At 54.7% G+C, this 18,704-nt stretch carries 17 protein-coding genes; 9 read left to right on the top strand and 8 right to left on the bottom strand.

The features are described 5' to 3' along the window. Positions 1 to 6: 6 nt before the first annotated feature. From ypdF to ptsP, 3 genes are read left to right on the top strand one after another with little or no spacing between them, the layout of a single operon-like run. Positions 7 to 1,089 carry an aminopeptidase gene (ypdF, locus tag AB2B48_RS11565; protein WP_368301832.1) on the top strand — a complete coding sequence of 361 codons (1,083 nt, stop codon included), beginning with the start codon at positions 7 to 9 and terminating at the stop codon, positions 1,087 to 1,089. Next, positions 1,089 to 2,129 (top strand): aminopeptidase, encoded by a 1,041-nt coding sequence (ypdE, locus tag AB2B48_RS11560; RefSeq protein WP_368301953.1) that lies wholly within the window; start codon positions 1,089 to 1,091, stop codon positions 2,127 to 2,129. Before ypdF ends, ypdE begins: the two co-directional genes overlap by 1 nt. 22 nt (positions 2,130 to 2,151) lie before the next feature. Beyond that, positions 2,152 to 4,647 (top strand): phosphoenolpyruvate--protein phosphotransferase, encoded by a 2,496-nt coding sequence (gene ptsP / locus AB2B48_RS11555; protein WP_368301831.1) that lies wholly within the window; start codon positions 2,152 to 2,154, stop codon positions 4,645 to 4,647. A gap of 54 nt (positions 4,648 to 4,701) precedes the next feature. Here ptsP and AB2B48_RS11550 read toward each other — a convergent pair whose 3' ends face one another. Together AB2B48_RS11550 and AB2B48_RS11545 are read right to left on the bottom strand one after the other, a co-directional pair. Then, positions 4,702 to 5,733, bottom strand: coding sequence for a methionine synthase (locus AB2B48_RS11550; RefSeq protein ID WP_368301830.1), 1,032 nt, complete (start codon positions 5,731 to 5,733; stop codon positions 4,702 to 4,704). A gap of 27 nt (positions 5,734 to 5,760) precedes the next feature. Beyond that, positions 5,761 to 6,744, bottom strand: coding sequence for a DUF1852 domain-containing protein (locus AB2B48_RS11545; protein ID WP_368301829.1), 984 nt, complete (start codon positions 6,742 to 6,744; stop codon positions 5,761 to 5,763). 267 nt (positions 6,745 to 7,011) lie between these two features. On the opposite strand from AB2B48_RS11545, the gene AB2B48_RS11540 reads away from it, so the two are divergent. Both AB2B48_RS11540 and AB2B48_RS11535 read left to right on the top strand, forming a co-directional pair. Next, a complete protein-coding gene (locus tag AB2B48_RS11540) occupies positions 7,012 to 7,356 on the top strand; it encodes a DUF1294 domain-containing protein (RefSeq protein ID WP_368301828.1) in 345 nt (114 codons plus the stop codon). Beyond that, on the top strand, positions 7,353 to 7,880 hold the full coding sequence (locus tag AB2B48_RS11535; protein ID WP_368301827.1) for a hypothetical protein: 528 nt from the start codon (positions 7,353 to 7,355) through the stop codon (positions 7,878 to 7,880). The genes AB2B48_RS11540 and AB2B48_RS11535 overlap by 4 nt, the downstream gene beginning before the upstream one ends. Positions 7,881 to 7,942: 62 nt before the next feature. On the opposite strand, the gene AB2B48_RS11530 is transcribed toward AB2B48_RS11535, so the two are convergent. Continuing rightward, the gene (locus AB2B48_RS11530; RefSeq protein WP_368301826.1) at positions 7,943 to 8,464 is read right to left on the bottom strand and encodes a helix-turn-helix domain-containing protein; all 522 of its coding nucleotides are present in this window, start codon (positions 8,462 to 8,464) and stop codon (positions 7,943 to 7,945) included. 375 nt (positions 8,465 to 8,839) lie between these two features. On the opposite strand from AB2B48_RS11530, the gene AB2B48_RS11525 reads away from it, so the two are divergent. After that, the gene (locus tag AB2B48_RS11525) at positions 8,840 to 10,093 is read left to right on the top strand and encodes an MFS transporter (RefSeq protein WP_368301825.1); all 1,254 of its coding nucleotides are present in this window, start codon (positions 8,840 to 8,842) and stop codon (positions 10,091 to 10,093) included. Between the two features lie 59 nt (positions 10,094 to 10,152). Here AB2B48_RS11525 and AB2B48_RS11520 read toward each other — a convergent pair whose 3' ends face one another. Genes AB2B48_RS11520 through AB2B48_RS11510 form a run of 3 tightly spaced genes read right to left on the bottom strand, consistent with a single transcriptional unit; the run spans position 10,153 to position 13,472 of the window. Next, positions 10,153 to 11,010: a helix-turn-helix domain-containing protein gene (locus tag AB2B48_RS11520; RefSeq protein ID WP_368301824.1), complete on the bottom strand. Its 858-nt coding sequence runs from the start codon at positions 11,008 to 11,010 to the stop codon at positions 10,153 to 10,155. Positions 11,011 to 11,024: 14 nt separating this feature from the next. Continuing rightward, positions 11,025 to 11,762: a LytR/AlgR family response regulator transcription factor gene (locus AB2B48_RS11515; RefSeq protein WP_185669514.1), complete on the bottom strand. Its 738-nt coding sequence runs from the start codon at positions 11,760 to 11,762 to the stop codon at positions 11,025 to 11,027. Between the two features lie 12 nt (positions 11,763 to 11,774). Then, positions 11,775 to 13,472 (bottom strand): sensor histidine kinase, encoded by a 1,698-nt coding sequence (locus AB2B48_RS11510; protein WP_220438236.1) that lies wholly within the window; start codon positions 13,470 to 13,472, stop codon positions 11,775 to 11,777. A gap of 393 nt (positions 13,473 to 13,865) precedes the next feature. Between AB2B48_RS11510 and alaC the strand changes: the two genes are divergently transcribed. Further along, complete coding sequence (gene alaC, locus AB2B48_RS11505) at positions 13,866 to 15,092, top strand: alanine transaminase (protein ID WP_333494377.1); 1,227 nt, start codon at positions 13,866 to 13,868, stop codon at positions 15,090 to 15,092. Positions 15,093 to 15,156: 64 nt separating this feature from the next. Here alaC and ypdK read toward each other — a convergent pair whose 3' ends face one another. Then, positions 15,157 to 15,228 (bottom strand): membrane protein YpdK, encoded by a 72-nt coding sequence (ypdK, locus tag AB2B48_RS11500; protein ID WP_100249902.1) that lies wholly within the window; start codon positions 15,226 to 15,228, stop codon positions 15,157 to 15,159. Between the two features lie 513 nt (positions 15,229 to 15,741). On the opposite strand from ypdK, the gene blaCTX-M reads away from it, so the two are divergent. Continuing rightward, on the top strand, positions 15,742 to 16,617 hold the full coding sequence (gene blaCTX-M / locus AB2B48_RS11495) for a CTX-M family extended-spectrum class A beta-lactamase (protein ID WP_368301823.1): 876 nt from the start codon (positions 15,742 to 15,744) through the stop codon (positions 16,615 to 16,617). Between the two features lie 50 nt (positions 16,618 to 16,667). On the opposite strand, the gene AB2B48_RS11490 is transcribed toward blaCTX-M, so the two are convergent. Then, the gene (locus tag AB2B48_RS11490; protein ID WP_368301822.1) at positions 16,668 to 17,144 is read right to left on the bottom strand and encodes a WbuC family cupin fold metalloprotein; all 477 of its coding nucleotides are present in this window, start codon (positions 17,142 to 17,144) and stop codon (positions 16,668 to 16,670) included. Positions 17,145 to 17,299: 155 nt separating this feature from the next. Between AB2B48_RS11490 and AB2B48_RS11485 the strand changes: the two genes are divergently transcribed. Further along, positions 17,300 to 18,682, top strand: a complete 1,383-nt coding sequence (locus AB2B48_RS11485; protein ID WP_368301821.1) for a diguanylate cyclase — start codon at positions 17,300 to 17,302, stop codon at positions 18,680 to 18,682. Positions 18,683 to 18,704 lie beyond the last annotated feature (22 nt).

Below are 18,704 nucleotides of genomic sequence, written 5' to 3'. Positions count from 1 at the left end.
AAGATCATGACGTTATTGGCATCGCTGCGACAGTGGCTGGCAGAGCAGAAGCTGGACGCGGTACTGATTTCATCGCGCCAGAATAAGCAGCCACATCTGGGGATTTCCACCGGCTCCGGCTATGTGCTGATTACCCGTGACAGTGCGCATATCCTGGCCGATGCGCGTTACTACGCCGATATCCAGTCTCGTGCCGATGGCTACCAGATGCACCTGCTGGACGCCGAGCGGACGCTGACGGCCATCGTGAATCAGATTGTGGCCGACGAGCATCTGCACACCCTCGGTTTTGAGGGCGGACAGGTGAGCTGGCAGACCGCACAGCGCTGGCAAGCGTCGATCAACGCCGCGCTGGTCGGCACTTCCCTCGATGCTTTACGGCGTATCAAAACGCCGCAGGAGATTGACCTGATTCGCCAGGCTTGCCGGATTGCTGACCAGAGCGCGGAGCATATTCGCCGCTTTATCCAACCGGGGATGCGCGAGCGCGACATTGCTGCCGAACTGGAGTGGTTTATGCGCTCGCAGGGTGCGGAAACAGCCTCTTTCGACACCATTGTCGCCAGCGGCTGGCGCGGCGCGCTGCCGCACGGCAAGGCGAGTAACAAGCTTGTTGAGGCCGGAGAGTTAATCACCCTCGACTTCGGCGCGCAGTATCAAGGCTACTGCTCTGATATGACACGCACTTTTTTGGTCTCCGGCGGCGTTTCGCCGCAGGCGCACCCGCTTTATTCGGTTTATCAGGTGGTGCTACAGGCGCAGCTTGCTGGCATCGCAGCAATTCGCCCCGGCGTACGCTGCCAGGAGGTGGACACAGCCGCCCGGCACACCATCGCCGAGGCGGGCTACGGTGAATACTTCGGTCATAACACCGGTCATGCGATTGGCATTGATGTCCATGAAGATCCGCGCTTCTCGCCAACCGATACCACGCTGCTTGCACCGGGCATGTTGCTGACCGTGGAGCCCGGCATTTATTTACCGGGGCAGGGCGGTGTGCGCATTGAAGACGTCGTGCTGGTGACGCCAACCGGTGCCGAGGTGCTCTACGGTATGCCGAAAACATTGTTATGCACGGGAGAGGCATGATGGATTTATCGCTGTTAAAAGCGCTGAGCGAGGCAGATGCGATCGCCTCCTCAGAACATGAGGTTCGCCAGATCCTGCTGGAAGAGGCGGATCGTCTGCGCAAAGAGGTGCGCTTTGACGGACTAGGATCGGTACTGATCCGATTAAATGAATCCGACGGCCCGAAGGTGATGATCTGCGCGCATATGGATGAAGTGGGCTTTATTGTGCGCAGCATCTCCTCGGAAGGGGCGATTGATGTGCTGCCGGTCGGCAACGTGCGCATGGCCGCCCGTCAGCTCCAGCCGGTGCGGATCACTACCCGAGAGGCGAGCAAAATTCCCGGCCTGCTCGACGGCGAGCGAAGCGGCAATGAGGTGAGCGCGCTGCGGGTCGATATTGGCGCACGATCTTACGATGAGGTGATAGCGGCGGGGGTTCGCCCGGGCGATCGCGTCACCTTTGATACCCCTTTCCAGGCGCTGCCGCACCAGCGGGTCATGGGCAAGGCCTTCGACGATCGGCTTGGCTGCTACCTGCTGGTGGCGCTCCTGCGTGAACTGCACGCGACCGAGTTGCCCGCTGAGGTCTGGCTGGTGGCGAGTTCCAGCGAAGAGGTGGGACTACGTGGGGGGCAGACGGCCACCCGCGCGGTGTCGCCGGATGTGGCCATTGTGCTGGATACCGCCTGCTGGGCAAAAAACTTCGACTATGGCGCGGCGAATCATCGGCAGATAGGAAAAGGGCCAATGCTGGTGCTCAGCGACAAATCGCTGATTGCGCCCCCGAAACTGACGGCATTTATCGAACGGATTGCCGCTGGGATGGATATCCCGCTGCAGCTCGACATGTTCAGCAACGGCGGTACCGACGGCGGCGCCGTTCACCTCAGCGGGACGGGCGTTCCGACTGTCGTTATCGGCCCAGCGACCCGCCATGGGCACTGCGCTGCCTCGATTGCCGACTGCCGCGACATTCTGCAAACCCAGGCGCTGCTTTCGGCGTTGATTACCGGTTTTACGCGTGAGACCGTGGCTCACCTGACGGACTTCAGGTGCTGATCTCGCGCTAACAGGAGTGGTTATGTTAACGATTCAATTTCTTTGCCCGCTACCGAACGGCCTGCACGCGCGCCCAGCATGGGAACTCAAAGAGCAGTGCAGCCAGTGGCAAAGCGACATCATTTTTATCAATCATCGCCAGAATGCCCAGGCAGATGCGAAAAGCTCGCTGGCGCTGATTGGCACCGGCACGCTGTTCAACGATAGTTGCAGCCTGAACATTACCGGCAGCGACGCCGAGCAGGCGAGACGCGTGCTGGAGGAGTACATTCAGACTCGCTTTATAGACAGCGACAGCGTCCAGCCTACGGCCGCGGAGTTGGCGGCGCATCCATTGCCCCGCTCGCTGATTCGTCTGAACCCCGATCTGCTCTACGGCAACGTGTTGGCGGGGGGCGTCGGAGCAGGGGAACTGACCCTCTGGCAAAGCGATAGCCTGGACATTTATCGTGCGATCCCCGCTAATGCCGAAGATGCGACCCGGCTGGAACATAGTCTGGCGACGCTTGCCGAACGGCTGAACCAACAGCTGCGCGAGCGCGATGGCGAAAGCAAAACGATCCTCAGCGCGCATCTGTCGCTGATTCAGGACGACGAGTTTGCCGGGAATATCCGTCGCCTGATGGCCGGACGGCAAAAAGGGCTTGGCGATGCGATCATCACCAACATGGAGCAGGTGTGCGACAAGCTGCTGGCTTCCACTAGTGATTATCTGCGTGAACGGGTGAGCGATATCCGCGATATCAGCGAACAGCTGCTGCACATCACCTGGCCCGATCGCCGCCCGCGCAATGCGCTGGTGCTGGATAAACCCACGATTCTGGTGGCCGAAGACCTGACGCCCAGCCAGTTTTTAAGCCTCGATCTACAGCATCTCTCCGGGATGATTCTGGAGAAGACCGGGCGCACCTCCCACACGCTGATTCTGGCGCGTGCGTCGGCCATTCCGGTGCTGAGTGAGCTGCCGCTGGACGCCATTGTGCGCTACGCAGGCCAGCCTGCGGTGCTGGATGCCCAGTGCGGTGTACTGGCAATTAACCCGAATGAAGCGGTGAGCGGCTATTACGCCATTGCGCAACGACTGGCGGATAAGCGTCAGCAGCAGCAGACGCGAGACGCCGAACAGATTGCGCTGACCAAAGATAACCAGCGCATAGATATAGCCGCCAATATCGGTACCGCGCTGGAAGCGCCCGGCGCGTTTGCCAACGGCGCCGAAGGGGTTGGGCTGTTCCGCACCGAAATGCTGTTTATGGACAGAGACAGCGCCCCCGACGAGCAGGAGCAGTTTGAAGCCTATCAGCAGGTGCTGCTGGCAGCGGAAGGCAAGCCGGTTATCTTCCGCACCATGGACATTGGCGGCGATAAAAATATTCCCTATCTCAATATCCCACAGGAAGAGAACCCGTTCCTCGGTTACCGCGCGGTACGTATCTACCCTGAATTTGCCGGGCTCTTTCGCAGCCAGCTTCGTGCCATCCTGCGAGCGGCAATCTTTGGCGACGCCCGGCTGATGATCCCAATGGTGCATAGCCTCGATCAGATCCTGTGGGTGAAAAGCGAACTGCAAAAAGCCGTAGCGGAGCTCAAGCGGGACGGCCTGCGCCATGCCGAGCACCTCTCACTGGGCATTATGGTGGAGGTGCCTTCGGTCTGTTACATCATCGACCATTTCTGCGACGAGGTTGATTTCTTCAGCATTGGCTCCAACGATATGACGCAGTATCTGTACGCGGTTGACCGTAATAACCCGCGCGTTTCGCCGCTGTATAATCCGATTACGCCGTCGTTTCTGCGTATGCTGCAGCAAATTGTCCGGGTGGCGCATGAACGTGGAAAATGGGTCGGCATCTGCGGTGAGCTGGGCGGTGAGAGCCGCTATTTACCGCTGTTGTTGGGATTAGGTCTGGACGAGCTGAGCATGAGTAGTCCGCGCATTCCGGCGGTGAAAAGCCAGATTCGCCAGCTTGATAGCCAGGCCTGCCGTGAACTGGCGCTTCAGGCCTGTGAATGCCGCAGCGCGGAGGAGATTGAAACGCTGTTAAATCAGTTCGCACCGGAAAAAGACGTTCGTCCGCTGCTGGCGCTGGAAAATATCTTTGTCGGCGAATCGTTCGCCAATAAAGAGCAGGCGATTCAGTTCCTCTGCGGCAACCTCGGCGTAAACGGCCGCACCGACTATCCGTTCGAACTGGAAGAGGACGTGTGGCAGCGTGAGGAGATTGTGACGACCGGCGTTGGCTTTGGCGTGGCGATTCCGCACACCAAATCGCAGTGGATACGCCACTCCAGTATCAGCATTGCCCGCCTGGCGAAGCCGGTGGATTGGCAGTCTGAGATGGGTGAGGTTGAGCTGGTGATTATGCTAACGCTGGGCGCCGATGAAGGCATGAACCACGTGAAGGTCTTTTCACAGCTGGCGCGTAAGCTGGTGAATAAGCAGTTCCGTCAGTCGCTGTTTGCGGCGGAAGATGCCGACGGTATTTTGACGCTGCTGGAGTCGGAACTGGTGTTCTGAATAAGGTTGTAGGCCGGATAGCGTTGCGCTTATCCGGCCTGGGCACAGACGAGATTATCGGCTCAGGATCTCTTTGCGGATGATCTCGGCCCCGGCGCTTAACGCATTAAGCTTGCCGCGCGCGACCTGGCGAGGCAACGGTGCCATGCCGCAGTTGGTTGACGGGTAGAGGTTCTCTGCATCGACAAACTGCAGGGCTTTTCGCAGCGTGTTGGCTACTTCTTCAGGCGTTTCAATCGCATGGTTTGCCACGTCAATAGCCCCAACCATCACCTTTTTACCGCGAATCAGCTCCAGCAGATCCATCGGTACACGAGAGTTGTGGCACTCCAGCGAGATAATATCGATATTCGACGACTGCAGTTTCGGGAACGCTTCTTCGTACTGACGCCACTCTGAACCCAGCGTCTTTTTCCAGTCGGTGTTGGCTTTAATGCCGTAGCCGTAGCAGATATGTACCGCAGTTTCGCATTTCAGCCCTTCAACGGCGCGCTCTAAGGCGGCGATGCCCCAGTCGTTGACCTCATCAAAGAAGACGTTAAATGCCGGTTCATCGAACTGAATGATATCCACACCAGCGGCTTCTAATTCACGGGCTTCCTGGTTTAAGATTTTGGCAAATTCCCACGCCAGCTTTTCGCGGCTTTTATAGTGGTTGTCATACAGCGTATCAATCATGGTCATTGGCCCCGGCAGCGCCCACTTGATAGGCTGCTTAGTGAGCTGACGCAGGTAGCGTGCGTCTTCAACAAAGACCGGTTTCTGACGCGCCACTTCACCCACCACCGTCGGTACGCTGGCATCGTAGCGATTGCGAATTTTCACGATCTCACGTTTTTCAAAATCGACGCCGCTCAGGTGCTCAATAAAGGTAGTAACAAAGTGCTGACGGGTCTGCTCGCCGTCGCTGACGATATCGATACCGGCCAGCAGCTGTTCCTGCAGGGAGAGACGCAGCGCATCCTTCTTCCCTTCAATTAACTCGTCGTTCTGCAGTTTCCACGGAGACCATAGCGTCTCGGGCTGTGCCAGCCAGGAAGGTTTCGGCAGGCTGCCGGCGGTGGAGGTAGGGAGCAATGTTTTCATAGTCGATAACCTGGTATTTTTCGTTAATCAAAGAGCGTAGCTTGCGGACCATTGCTCAAGAATGTTCTGGTAAGGCTTAATAAAGTGCTCTTCGGTAAATTTGCCCTGCTCAATCGCTAACCGGCTACGCTCTTCGCGGTCGTAAACAATTTTGGTTAATGAGTGATCCTGCTGGTTCAGATCTGGCTGATAGCACAGGCCTGCCGCTGAGTTGGCATTGTAAATTTCCGGGCGATAAATCTTCTGGAACGTCTCCATGGTGCTGATGGTGCTGATAAGCTCCAGGCTGGTGTAATCCGCCAGCAGGTCACCGGAGAAGAAGAAGGCCAGCGGTGCGACGCTGTTTTTCGGCATGAAATAGCGCACCTTCAGGCCCATCTTGCCGAAGTACTGCTCGGTCAGCGACGCGCTGCTCGGCTGATATTCAATCCCCAGCACCGGATGTTCGTTACCGGTACGGCGGTAGACGTCTTTGCTGGACACGCTCAGGCAGATAACCGGCGATTTTTTAAAGTTCGCTTTGTACTCTGCGGAGTGAGCGAAGCGCTTAAAGATATTGCCGTGCAGGTCGCCGAAGGTATCCGGGATGTTAAATTCTGTACGGTTTTTATTATGTTCTAACAGCAGGACGCTGAAGTCATAATCCCGCACGTAGGACGAGAAGTTATTGCCGACAATCCCTTCGATACGCTCGTTGGTTTGCTTATCAACAATATGCGTTTTCAAAATTTCGATGGCCGGGAAGGCATTTGTTTTCCCTTCCGCATCGATATTCATTTCGACGGAAATAATCTCCAGTTCAACGGCATAGCGATCGCCTTTCGGGTTATCCCAATGCGCTAAGGTATTGAAACGGTTATCAATCATCTTCAGCGTATTGCGCAGGTTTTCCTGACGATTTTCCCCACGGGCCAGGTTCGCGAAGTTGGTGGTAATACGTGTATTTTCCGCCGGGTTATAGTTCTCGTCGAAACGGCTGCTTTTAATCGTAAAGGTAAAGTCTTTGTTCATCGCGTCTTGCATCCCGAGTGCTGAAATGAAAATTAAAATCACGTCCTGGTACCCAGAGTTTGTGCTCTGGTTTGCTCATTCAGCAGTCTTAATGTTGCCGATAAGTTAATGTTGATAATTTATGCCAGAGGCGGTGGAAGAGGGAAAGCGACTTAATTTCATTGCAACATGAGAGAAGTTCATGGTGGTGGTCACCGGGAAGGTGAAAAACATTCATTTTGCGTATAATGCGCTTTCGATTCGCTCAACAACCTTGTACTGACGACGATGAATCTCAATCGCTTTTGTTATTTGCTGCTGGCGCTGGCGGCTCTTGCCAGCGTTTTTACACCCTATCCGGTTGTGGCGTGGTTCCTGCTGGCTAATGTTCTGACGCTGGTGATTTACGGTGCCGATAAACTGGCGGCTCGTCAGGGCTGGCGCAGGGTGCCAGAGGCGACGCTTCTGGCGTTTGGCGTGGTGGGCGGCTGGCCCGGCGCGCTGGTGGGGCAGCAGGTATTTCGCCATAAAACGCAAAAACAGCCGTTTAAAACCTATTTTATTATCAGCGTGATAGTGAACATCGTGGCGATGATCGCGGTGTATCTGCTGCTGAATAAGGGGAGGGTATGAACCTCTATCTCATCGACCAGAAGGGCGGCTTAGCGTTGCAGCAAGGCGGCAGCGTTGTGGTTGAGTTTGATAACGGCAAGACGCTAGAACTGGCGGAAAGCCAGCAGCCGTTACCGGCGGAAATTCCCGACGGTATTCATATCTGGGGCGGGCGGATGCCCTCTGCCTCCTCGGCTGATACCGCGTTTTCGACGCTGAACATCATGCCGGTGGCATCAAATGGCGTGATTATCTCCCCGCATCATGAAAATAATTCCACTTCGGGCGGCGGTATTGCGCTGTTTATTGCAAATGCTGATGGTGCCCTGCACCAGGTGAAAGAGAACAAGTTGCTGATCGCGCTTAACAACGGCAAAACGGTGGAAGTCATGGCTGACTATGCCAACAAAGGCCTGCTTATCTGGGGTGGGCGCGAACCGATTGCCGGGCTGCCGCGGGAAGAGGCTCGAAAACGAACCGAAAGCCTGGGGCTCTTCCCGCTAGCCAGTAATGTTGTTCATCTCTTTCCCTATCAATTGGCATAGCGCTTCTGAGGCGAATTGCCGGACGGTTGCGTAAACACTTTATCCGGCCATCGCTCATGACATCATGAATTAGCGTCGCTATCGGTATGTGGTTTATCCGGCGTCGATGTGGCCTTTTTTTCACGCAAAAGCCGCAGCATCCGGTTGTGCTGCCATTGGGCAATATGCTCCCGGAGGACAAAGGTTCTCAGTCCGCGAAAGGCGATAAGTGAACCCCAGATAAGGGTCACTATCAGCGACCAATAGCTGCCAGGCGAGTAAAAGTAGTTCACCGCCATCAGCCCGGCACAAACCAGCGTGGCCATGGTCAGAGCGCGGTAGAAACGCGCTTCCTCCTGTACGCGATGTCTGGCGTCGTGGATCCGGGTATCCAGGGCTTCGCTTGTGGGATCTGTCTCCTCCGACAGTTCTGATACCGTAACATTAAATACCGAGGCCAGCGCGCTGATGGTTTCCAGCCCCGGAGTGTGTCCGCTTTCAATACGCTGTACCGTTCTCACCGACAGGGAGGCCAGTTGCGCCAACTGTTCCTGTGACCATGCATTTTTGAGCCGGTAGGCTTTAATTTTCTCACTTGTACTCATTGCTGCTGCCTCGTAGATATGTGATAGCAAGAGTCTTGCACATCTTTCCCAGCAGTGGCACGACAGGGAGGCGACACCAACCTGACAGGTGCCCGACGCCTCATTTTTAGGGGGGTAACTGCTCACTGTGGGTGAAAAGAACCTTTATCTGGTAGCGTCATTTACCTCTTTGGTCCGCTAACCGGGTCTTTAGTATTAACTCCCGCCTTTTATCATCTGCTTCACGCTTTCCCTTATATTTCGCTGTCGCAAAGAGGTTGTACATCACAAACAGGTGAATTAAACATTTCATTAACATTTATCTTGCGGTGCTGGTTGAATAATCTTATTAATATTTAATCGCTTACAACAAAATTATTACCAACGAGCTGAACTATGACAACAAAACCCGCCGCTGAGGTTTGCGCGGCTCCGGGACTATTCCAGACGCTCAAAACGTTCCCTGCTACCGTCCATGCGCTGCTGTTTTTCACCCTGGTCATTCGCTTTAGCTATTTTATGGCGTGGCCGTTTATCGCGGTGATCATGACGCAGAATTACCATATGTCGCCGATTGCCATTGGCATGGCAATGACCAGCAGCGCGCTGATCTCGGTGGTGCTGGGGATGTATGGCGGGCAGATTTCTGACCGACTGGGGAGACGGGTCATTCTTCTGCTGGGCTGCGGGTTTTCTGCCGTGGGTTATATCATCCTGGCGCAGGCGACCAGCATGGCGTTGTTTATCTGCGGCCTGATGATTATCGGCGTCTGTTTTGCCTGGGTTGACCCGCCGGTGCGCGCACTGATGAGCGACTTGCTCGGCGATCGTCGTCGCCGTGCGCTTGCCCTACAGATGCGTTATTACCTGATCAACGTCGCGGCGGTGTTCGGCCCTCTGGTTGGCATCGTTTTCGGCCTGACGTCGCAGAAAGGGACATTCCTGATAACTGGGCTGAGCTATCTGCCGTTTTTCGTCTACGTTTTGTTGTTTATCCCTAAGGGTAAACTGCTGGGCGAAGAGGTCGCTGGCAGCGGCCCGGTGGTGAAACTGCATCAGGTGATAGGCATTATTGCCAGAGATAGCATCTATGTGGCGGCCCTGCTGTGCAGCATCTTGTGCAGCGTGGTGTTTATCCACTACGAGGCCGTGCTGCCGCAGTATCTTTTATCGCTCGATGGTCAAGCCGCGATTAAGCTGATCACCCTGATACTGGTTACCAATGCCTGTACCGTACTGATATTTCAGACGTTTATCGTGCGCTTTATGGCTCACATTGCGCTGCCGAAACGTATTCTTATTGGCGGTGCCATCTTCTTTCTCTCGCAGTTGTGTTTTTTCTCCGTACGTTCAACGGAGATGAGTATCTGGCTTGCGGTTACCTGCCTGTTCAGTATGGGAGAGGCGATTTTGATGCCGAACCTGAATATTCTGCTCGATCAACTGGCCCCGGCTGAGCATCGCGGTGCCTATCTTGGTGCCTCAACCCTGTCGACGCTGGGCGTCGCTGCCGGGCCGTTAATTGGCGGCGTGCTGCTAGCGATGACCGGAGCGGGGGTGTTTATTGGTACCGCGTTGCTGAGCCTATTGCTGTGCGCGATTATTTACGTCAGCAGGAAAAATATGCTGGCGCGTTTGCAGGAGGCTTAAACGGAATCAAAAATTGCTTGTGGTGGGAAACAATATCATCCGCTCGCCCAATAGAAGACTTATCCCTTAAACCTTGCCCCGTACTCCCCTGGCGTTAGCCCAAACTCCCGGTGGAACACGCGGCAAAAATAGTCGCTGTCCTGATACCCGCAGCGTCTGGCGACCTCGGCAACCGACAGATGATATTTCTGCAGGATCATTCGCGCTTTCGCCATACGCACCCAGCGCACGTACTCCACAAAGCTCATGGTGCCGTGCTGGGTAAATAGCTTCGAGAGATGGTTGGGCGTGATATTAAAAAACTGTGCCACGCTGTCGCGCGTTAGCGGCTGGGCATAGTTGTCCTGCACCCAGTTGCACATGCTCTGGTAGAGAAATTCTGACCGAGGGCGCAGCGCCTCCGGGCGAGTGTTGACCACGTTTCGGCACAGGTGCAGCAGGCTGAGCATCAGCGGCTGAATAACGTCCTGCATCTGCGGCGAACGGCTCAGATGGGTGAGGGCGGTCAGAATGGCTTCGCCTTCGCCACGCTGTAGGTGCGGCAGTTCAATGCGGCGTACCGGGCGAAGCAGGGAGGCGGTGCGATTATCGTAAAAGGACAGCCCCAGCCAGGCGGGAGCAAAGACCAGGCTCAACAGCATGACCGGCTTGTCGCTCACAGGAAGGTTCGCGGCGCGGGCGGGAATAAACAGCATCTCGCCCTCGGTCATGCGCTGCTGATCCTGATGCAGCTGATTACCGTATTCACCGCGTAGCACTACGTCGAGCCGTGGAAGGTCGAGACACAGACTGCCGTTCGGCAGGCTGGCGGGTTGGGTCGCGAACCAGACGCGCCCCAGCCTTTGCGGATTAAGCACCAGGCCGCTGAAGAGGTCGGCAAAATATTGTTGGTCCGCGGGTAATCCTGGCGCTTTCATTCCCTGTTCCCGAACTAGAGGTGCATGATCTGGCGAAACTCTTTCACCTTGCTGCGGCTCACCGGCACCTGAAACTCCAGGTCGCGCAGGCGCAGAATGTAGGTGTTATTAAACCATGGCTCTATCTCGCGAATTTTATTCAGGTTGACGCAAAAGGAGCGGTGGCAGCGGAAAAACTGGCTGGCCGGCAGCCTGGCGCAAAACTCGGTGATGTTCATCGGCATTACGTATGACTCGCGGCGGGTGTAGACAAACGTCATCTTCTCATGCGCTTCGGCGTAGTAGATGTCGTTTACCGGCGTCACGATGATGCGCTCGTCTTTAATCAGGTTGATGGTGTCATTTTCACGCGGCGCGCTGCTGGCCACGCTGACGCTACCCGCCTGCTGCTGTTGCCAACTGGCTTCCAGCTTTTGCAGCATGGTGACGATGCGTGATTCCTGATACGGCTTCAGAATGTAGTCGAATGCTTCCAGCTCAAAGGCTTCCACCGCATGCTCTTTCCACGCGGTGATAAAGACGATAAACGGCTTATGAGCAAACTGGCTGATGTTCTGCGCCAGCAGGACGCCGTCCAGCGACGGAATGTTGATGTCGAGGAAAATGGCATCCACTTTGTTGTGCTGCAAAAATTTCAGCACGTCGAGCCCGTCGTCAAACGTCCCGACAATCTCCATCTGGCTATGCTGCTGAATCAGCCAGGTCAGCTCCTGCTGCGCCAGGAATTCATCTTCGACAATGATGACTTTCATGTAAGCTCCGGGTTAGGGCAATAACGTGGCGGCGACCGGCACGGGCGTACGCTGGTTAGGAATATAGAACGACATTTCCGTGCCCGGCTCCAGACGGCGAATATGCAACCCTTCGCCGTACAGCAGTTTGACGCGGTGGTGCACGTTGAGCAGGCCTATCTTATTCCCCGGCATTTCGTTGGCTTCAACCCGCGCAATGACCTGCGGGTCGATACCCGGCCCGGTATCGCGCACGCCAATGCGCACGCGGTTACCAGACTCCGTTACGCTGATGGTAACCACGCCTTTCCCCTTGCTGCGCTGAATGCCGTGCACGATGGCGTTTTCCACCAACGGCTGGATCAGCAGGCTAGGGATCAGACAGTTCACCTCATCGTCAATATCATAAATGACCGTGAGCTTATCGCCGAAACGTGCCTGTTCGATGGCGATATAGTCTTTAATCTGGTACAGCTCTTTACGAATATCAATCTGCTCATCATCTTTTAATTCAATGTTATAGCGCAGGTAGCGCGAGAGATTGAAAATCAGCTGCCGGGCGGTGTCCGGGTTCATGCGAATCGATGACGAAATCGCATTCAGGGCGTTAAACAGGAAATGGGGATTGATCTTACTTTGCAACGCGCGCAGCTCTGCCTTATTTGCCATTTCCCGCAGCTGTTCGGCGCGAGAAACTTCCAGTTGGGTAGAGATGATTTGCGATAACCCTATCGCCATCTCCTGCAGCGAGGAGGTAATCTGGTGCGCGTGGCAGTAGTAAATTTTTAGCGTACCGGTGACGACCCCTTTCTCGGAAAGTGGGATCACCAGCATCGAGTGAATTTCCGGGGTGCGATAGGCTTCATCATTGTTTTTAATGATGATTTCGTTATTGTTGATCGCCTGTTTGGTGGTGGGGCTGATGGCGTCATCGTTATTGTGGTAGTTATCTTCCCCCACGCCGACGTAGGCCAGTACCCGGTCGGTATTGGTGATCGCTACCGCATCGGCGTGAATATCCTGACGAATGATGTCGCAAATCTGGCGCAGCGTGTCGCTGTTTATCTGGCGAAACAGCGGCAGCGTTTTGTTGGCGATATCCAGCGCCAGCTTGGCCTGGCGCGCGGCGCTGGCCTCTTTTTCCCCCTCAACGCTCTGTACCAGCAGGACGATAAAGCCGATGCAGACGCTGCCGGCAATCATTGGGATACCGATTTTTGACACAATATCCACGCCCAGTGCGATGTTTGGCGCCCAGACGATCACCAGAATCATGGTCAGCGTTTCGCACAGCATCCCGCCAAGAATACCGATTTTCCAGTGCAGCTCTTTTGGCACCCGGCGGTTAATCAAGCCGGAGAGGATCCCGGCAATAATGCTGGTAATAAAACATGGCACCGCGGTGACGCCACCGGCATCAATCAGGTAGCGGTGGATCCCGGCGATAATCCCCACAATACCGCCTACCCAAGGGCCAAACAGGATCCCGCCAGACATCACTGCGATGATCCGCACGTTCACCAGCGACCCTTCCACCGGCACGCCGGACCAGGTACTGAAGATAGCGAACATCGAGAAAATGACCGTGACCGCCAGCAACTCTTTCGGGGTATGCGCTGATTTATGCAGCAGTTCGCGGAACAGACGGATGCGAATCAGGAAAAAAAGACAGATCAGCATTAATGCGGCCCGGTCATAGACCGCGAGCAGCATATTGAGTATTTCGTGCATGGGGGAGCGCCGAATGTTTTCAGGAAAGCGCTTATGATAAGAAACCCGGCGGCGGATGACCAGCGGTACGCATGAATAGGGATAAACCCTGTTTTTAAAAGGGGATTGATAGAAAAAACGAATCACCGAGGTGAGATCATAAATTTTCGACCGTTCAGTACAACTCCAATGAAAATCACTAGATAATATATTGTTATATCTGTGTTTTAATTTTACTGATTTTGACCGCTAGTGATTAATTCCCATTCGTAGGCCTTCCCCTTTTCGCTGCGGAAATATTTTTTTACCTGCCCCCTCGACAGCGCCAATTTTTTCAGGTTATTTTCTAGTCATGCCACATCGGTGGCAGCGTCGCTCGAACGGTTCGGGCGCTAACGTAAATCTGAGGAACCTATGGCTGACTCCAGTCCTGAACGCCGTTTTACGCGTATCGATCGCTTACCCCCGTATGTTTTTAACATTACCGCTGAACTGAAAATGGCTGCGCGTCGGCGCGGCGAAGATATTATCGATTTCAGCATGGGGAACCCGGACGGCGCGACGCCGCCGCACATCGTCGAAAAGCTCTGTACCGTGGCTCAACGCCCGGACACTCACGGCTACTCTACCTCACGCGGTATTCCGCGCCTGCGCCGGGCGATTTCTCGCTGGTATCAGGAACGCTACAACGTTGAGATTGACCCGGAAAGCGAAGCGATTGTGACCATTGGTTCAAAAGAGGGGCTGGCGCACCTGATGCTGGCGACGCTCGATCACGGCGATACCGTACTGGTGCCGAACCCGAGTTATCCGATCCACATTTACGGCGCGGTAATTGCCGGAGCCCAGGTACGTTCCGTACCGCTGGTGGAAGGGGTCGATTTCTTTAACGAACTGGAGCGCGCGATTCGTGAAAGCTATCCGAAGCCGAAGATGATGATCTTAGGTTTCCCGTCGAACCCGACCGCGCAGTGCGTCGAGCTGGAATTCTTTGAAAAAGTGGTCGCGCTGGCTAAACGTTACGACGTGCTGGTGGTGCATGACCTGGCCTATGCCGATATCGTCTACGATGGTTGGAAAGCGCCGTCGATTATGGAAGTTCCCGGTGCTCGCGACGTGGCGGTCGAGTTCTTCACGCTGTCGAAAAGCTACAACATGGCGGGCTGGCGTATTGGCTTTATGGTGGGTAATAAAACCCTGGTCAATGCCCTGGCGCGTATTAAGAGCTACCACGACTACGGTACCTTCACTCCGCTACAGGTTGCAGCGATTGCCGCGCTCGAAGGGGATCAACAGTGCGTGCACGATATCGCCGCGCAGTACAAGCGCCGCCGCGACGTGCTGGTGAAAGGGTTGCATGAGGCGGGCTGGATGGTCGACATGCCGAAAGCATCGATGTACGTGTGGGCTAAAATACCCGAGCAGTACGCCCATATGGGCTCGCTGGAGTTCGCCAAGAAGATGCTGCAGGATGCGAAGGTTTGCGTGTCGCCGGGCATCGGCTTTGGTGACTATGGCGATACCCATGTGCGCTTTGCGCTGATTGAAAACCGTGACCGTATTCGCCAGGCCATTCGCGGCATCAAAGCGATGTTCCGCGCCGACGGCCTGCTGCCGTCAGAGGGTAAATCAGCGGGCTGATCGCTTCATCCCCAGAAAAGCAAACAGGAGCCAATTGGCTCCTGTTTTTTTTGCTTTTTATTGGCTAGATCATCAGGGCGAACGTGCCGGCAAAAACGATGACCATAAAGGAAATGCCCATAAAGAAATATTTCACGACTCATCTCTCCGCGTAATTTTTTCTACGCACTTATGACCGGGTGGTACTGCGAGTTGATATCAACCGACAGAAAAATCTGACTGACTTTTCGCGACTGGCATCACCTCAGAATTCTGTGCATTTGTGCTCCAGATGGCGCTAATGTACGCCTAAAGATGAGGGGAAACAAGAGGGATTTTTTTATTAATTTTTAGTTACTTACGAGTGTCGTGATTCGGCGACACTTTAATTTCATACGGTAATAAATTCCATTCTGGCGACGTTTCGTTTACCGCTTTCTGCTCGCTTAAACCCCATTGATTTAAAGGCTAATTTTGTGACGAATGTCGGATAATCATCGTTCTTCGCCTGAGCCCTTTATTGGCAGGATGGCGAAATAGAATGTGCCCTCTGACGCGGATATTGAACATGCGGCTACGGATCGGCAAAAAACGGGCCGTTTTGTTTTTACTTTTTGTTTTTTCAATGAATACTGAATGGACGAGGGATAATACTGACAGAGGATTTTCTATGATGACCCTGGGCGTTCGCCGGACAATGTTAATGATGATGGCCACTCTTCCGCTACTGCTTGGCAGTACGGCACTGTACGCCGGGACCAGCAGCGTGCAGCAAAAGCTGGAAGCGTTGGAGAAAAGCACGGGCGGACGGCTGGGTGTGGCGCTGATTAACACCGCTGATGATTCGCAAATTGTCTATCGCGCAGACGAGCGCTTTGCGATGTGCAGCACCAGTAAGGTGATGGCGGCAGCGGCGGTGCTCAAGCAGAGCGAAAGTGATAAGACGCTTTTAAACCAGCGTGTTGAAATTAAGAAGAGCGATCTGATTAACTACAATCCGATAGCCGAAAAGCACGTTAACGGCACCATGACGCTGGCGGAACTTAGCGCGGCGGCGCTGCAGTACAGCGACAATACCGCCATGAATAAGCTGATTGCGCATCTTGGCGGCCCGGATAAAGTCACAGCCTTTGCCCGTTCGCTGGGGGATGAAACCTTCCGTCTCGACCGAACCGAACCAACGCTCAATACTGCTATCCCCGGCGACCCGCGCGACACCACCACGCCGTTGGCGATGGCGCAGACGCTGCGTAATCTGACGCTGGGTAAAGCGCTGGCGGAAACCCAGCGGGCGCAACTGGTGACGTGGCTTAAGGGCAATACCACCGGCAGCGCGAGCATTCAGGCGGGCCTGCCAACATCATGGGTGGTGGGAGATAAAACCGGCAGCGGGGATTATGGTACGACCAACGATATCGCCGTTATCTGGCCGGAAGACCATGCGCCGCTGATTCTGGTGACCTACTTTACCCAGCCGGAGCAGAAGGCGGAAAGTCGCCGCGATGTACTGGCCGCTGCGGCAAAAATCGTTACCGAAGGGCTTTAGCGTCAGTGGTTAAAAACGCCCCGCGCAGGATGGCGGGGCATTGAGGACACTCAGCGGGCTGGCGTGCTGTCACCAACCTGAGCCATGGCATACCATGCCATCAATTCAGCGGTTCCCGCTTCCCCTTCAGCCGGAGACCACGGCGCGTAGTCTTGTTCAGCGACAGGCTGATACGCGCCCTGTTTCACTTCAAAAATCACGCCGCCGTTGTCCAGCGACAGCACGGCATGCCAGGTGCCCGCCGCCATTTCCAGTACGGTGCAGCTTTCTCCCAGTACCGCCCGGTGAGTTACCGTTCCCTGTTCGTCAAAATTCAGCACCACAAAACGTCCGCTGAGCGGCAGCAGCAGCTCAAAGGTATGCGGATGGCGGTGTGGGCGCACGTAGGTACCTGGCTCCATCGCAATCGCCAGACGCTGAACCGGATCGCTTAGCTCAGGATGGAAATTACGGTGCGCGCGCAGTCGTGGAGATTGAGCGGCAGCGGCGCTCTGCTGTTGCATATCGTTACAGGTGATCTGTTTCATCCTGACGGCCTTGTTTATACGGGAAAATGTGGTCGCCAGATTGCCAGAACTTACCGGGCAAGTGAAGCCTGTGGCTTGTGTCTTATGCCGCTAAAGGTCATAGTTGCATAGTTGTTATTTAATTTATGAATGATTGTTATGTGAGAGAGTCGCCCATGGAGACATACCTGAAGAAGATGAAAGGCGAGTGGCTGTTGCTGCTTAAGCAGACCGAACCTCACATACGGACGCTGGCCGCAGAGATTGCCGCCGCAAATGCGCATGCGCTGTGCGCTGAATTTTATAAAGTGGTGCTGGTCGACCCTCACGCTGAAGAGTTCCTTAGCAATGAGCAGGTGGAAAAACAGCTCAAGAGCGCGCTGGAGAAGTGGATTATCGATATTCTCTCCTGCAAAGAGGAGGACATCGACCGCCTGATTGAAGCCCAGCATACCGTTGCGGAAGTGCACGCGCGGATCGGTATTCCGGTTGAACTGGTGGAGATGGGATTCCGGGTACTGAAGAAAATCCTCTATCCCGCCATTATTTACAGCTCGCAGGAGGCGGCCGATAAGCTGCAGATCTACCACTTCGCTATCAACAGTATTGACCTGGCGATGGAGGTTATGTCGCGGGCATTTTCCTTCAGTGAAAGCAGCCTATCGAAAGAGGATGAGAACTACCGAATCTTCTCGCTGCTGGAGAATGCCGAAGAGGAGAAAGAGCGGCAAATCGCCACGTTACTGACCTGGGAGCTCGATATTATCTATAAAGTCGTGCTGGATTCGGATCTCGGCAACAGCATGCCGCTCAGTCAGTCGGACTTTGGCCTGTGGTTTAACCATAAGGGACGTCATTACTTCAGCGGTATTGCCGAAGTGGGCCATATTTCCCGACTGATGCAGGATTTCGATGGTGTTATCCACGTCCAGAGCGCGGGAGATAAATCGCTCGGCAACAAAGCCCAGCGTAATAAGTTTCTGATCCTGCTTAGAAGTACGGTATCGCAGATCCTGACTCTGCTCCGTGAGCTGTTTGAAGAGGTTTCTCGCCATGAGGTAGGGATGGACGTGCTGACGAAACTGCTCAACCGCCGTTTTCTGCCAACCATTTTTAAACGTGAAATCGCCCACGCTAACCGGGTTGGCACGCCGCTGTCTATTCTGGTGATTGATGTCGATAAGTTTAAGAAAATTAATGATACCTGGGGTCATAACACCGGCGATGATATTTTGCGTCGGGTGTCTCAGGTCTTTTATGACAACGTGCGCAGCAGCGATTACGTGTTCCGCTACGGCGGTGATGAATTTATTATCGTCCTCACCGAAGCTTCCCCGGTTGATACACTGCGCACCGCCGAACGTATCCGCAGTCGGGTTGAGAAAACCAAAGTGAAGGCACCGGACGGTAATGATATCCCGCTGTCGCTGTCGATCGGAGCGGCGATGTTTAACGGTCACCCGGACTATGAACGGCTGATCCAACTGGCGGATGAAGCGCTTTACATTGCCAAAAAGCGTGGAAGAAACTGCGTTGAGATGTGGAAGGCCGTTCAGTAGGCAGGTAGGGGGCCAAATAGCA

Origin of the sequence: Kluyvera sichuanensis (genome assembly GCF_040930405.1) — a bacterium.
GTDB classification, from domain to species: Bacteria; Pseudomonadota; Gammaproteobacteria; order Enterobacterales; family Enterobacteriaceae; genus Kluyvera; species Kluyvera sichuanensis.
Note: the sequence above shows the minus strand (reverse complement) of the source record. Positions and strands in the feature narration are given on the sequence as shown.

What these genes read in the sequence shown, in the direction of transcription:
- ypdF (WP_368301832.1), top strand. Translation starts at nt 7, where the DNA reads ATGACGTTATTGGCATCGCTGCGACAGTGGCTGGCAGAGCAGAAGCTG.
- ypdE (WP_368301953.1), top strand. Translation starts at nt 1,089, where the DNA reads ATGGATTTATCGCTGTTAAAAGCGCTGAGCGAGGCAGATGCGATCGCC.
- ptsP (WP_368301831.1), top strand. Translation starts at nt 2,152, where the DNA reads ATGTTAACGATTCAATTTCTTTGCCCGCTACCGAACGGCCTGCACGCG.
- AB2B48_RS11550 (WP_368301830.1), bottom strand. Translation starts at nt 5,733, where the DNA reads ATGAAAACATTGCTCCCTACCTCCACCGCCGGCAGCCTGCCGAAACCT.
- AB2B48_RS11545 (WP_368301829.1), bottom strand. Translation starts at nt 6,744, where the DNA reads ATGAACAAAGACTTTACCTTTACGATTAAAAGCAGCCGTTTCGACGAG.
- AB2B48_RS11540 (WP_368301828.1), top strand. Translation starts at nt 7,012, where the DNA reads ATGAATCTCAATCGCTTTTGTTATTTGCTGCTGGCGCTGGCGGCTCTT.
- AB2B48_RS11535 (WP_368301827.1), top strand. Translation starts at nt 7,353, where the DNA reads ATGAACCTCTATCTCATCGACCAGAAGGGCGGCTTAGCGTTGCAGCAA.
- AB2B48_RS11530 (WP_368301826.1), bottom strand. Translation starts at nt 8,464, where the DNA reads ATGAGTACAAGTGAGAAAATTAAAGCCTACCGGCTCAAAAATGCATGG.
- AB2B48_RS11525 (WP_368301825.1), top strand. Translation starts at nt 8,840, where the DNA reads ATGACAACAAAACCCGCCGCTGAGGTTTGCGCGGCTCCGGGACTATTC.
- AB2B48_RS11520 (WP_368301824.1), bottom strand. Translation starts at nt 11,010, where the DNA reads ATGAAAGCGCCAGGATTACCCGCGGACCAACAATATTTTGCCGACCTC.
- AB2B48_RS11515 (WP_185669514.1), bottom strand. Translation starts at nt 11,762, where the DNA reads ATGAAAGTCATCATTGTCGAAGATGAATTCCTGGCGCAGCAGGAGCTG.
- AB2B48_RS11510 (WP_220438236.1), bottom strand. Translation starts at nt 13,472, where the DNA reads ATGCACGAAATACTCAATATGCTGCTCGCGGTCTATGACCGGGCCGCA.
- alaC (WP_333494377.1), top strand. Translation starts at nt 13,866, where the DNA reads ATGGCTGACTCCAGTCCTGAACGCCGTTTTACGCGTATCGATCGCTTA.
- blaCTX-M (WP_368301823.1), top strand. Translation starts at nt 15,742, where the DNA reads ATGATGACCCTGGGCGTTCGCCGGACAATGTTAATGATGATGGCCACT.
- AB2B48_RS11490 (WP_368301822.1), bottom strand. Translation starts at nt 17,144, where the DNA reads ATGAAACAGATCACCTGTAACGATATGCAACAGCAGAGCGCCGCTGCC.
- AB2B48_RS11485 (WP_368301821.1), top strand. Translation starts at nt 17,300, where the DNA reads ATGGAGACATACCTGAAGAAGATGAAAGGCGAGTGGCTGTTGCTGCTT.